This window comes from Bacillus sp. JJ1474, from assembly GCF_036965225.1.
Lineage (GTDB): Bacteria > Bacillota > Bacilli > Bacillales > Cytobacillaceae > Cytobacillus.
The window spans coordinates 8762-8978 of record NZ_JBALPC010000054.1 but is presented as its reverse complement, the minus strand read 5'-3'; the positions used below and the strand labels follow the sequence as shown (position 1 = coordinate 8978).

Annotated in this window: 1 riboswitch. The window is 35.5% G+C overall.

From position 1 onward, the window contains the following. Window positions 1-88: riboswitch (purine riboswitch) on the bottom strand. This riboswitch is flagged as partial in the annotation. Window positions 89-217: the final 129 nt, after the last annotated feature.

The window sequence follows — 217 nt, the reverse complement described above, 5'->3', positions numbered from 1 at the left end:
ACCTCGTAGTCAAGCTATTTTCGGTAGCCCGGTAGAAACTTCTGGACCATATTTCCAGAATTATACGATGAAGTACTTATATTAAATTCAAATTTATTTTACCAGCAGGACAAAAGTCCGTCAATACAAAAAGCGAACATTTTCATGTCCGCTTTTTGTATTGTTCGTATTTTTGTCAATTTCCATAAACAACGCTTTTGCGAATATTCATCGCAGG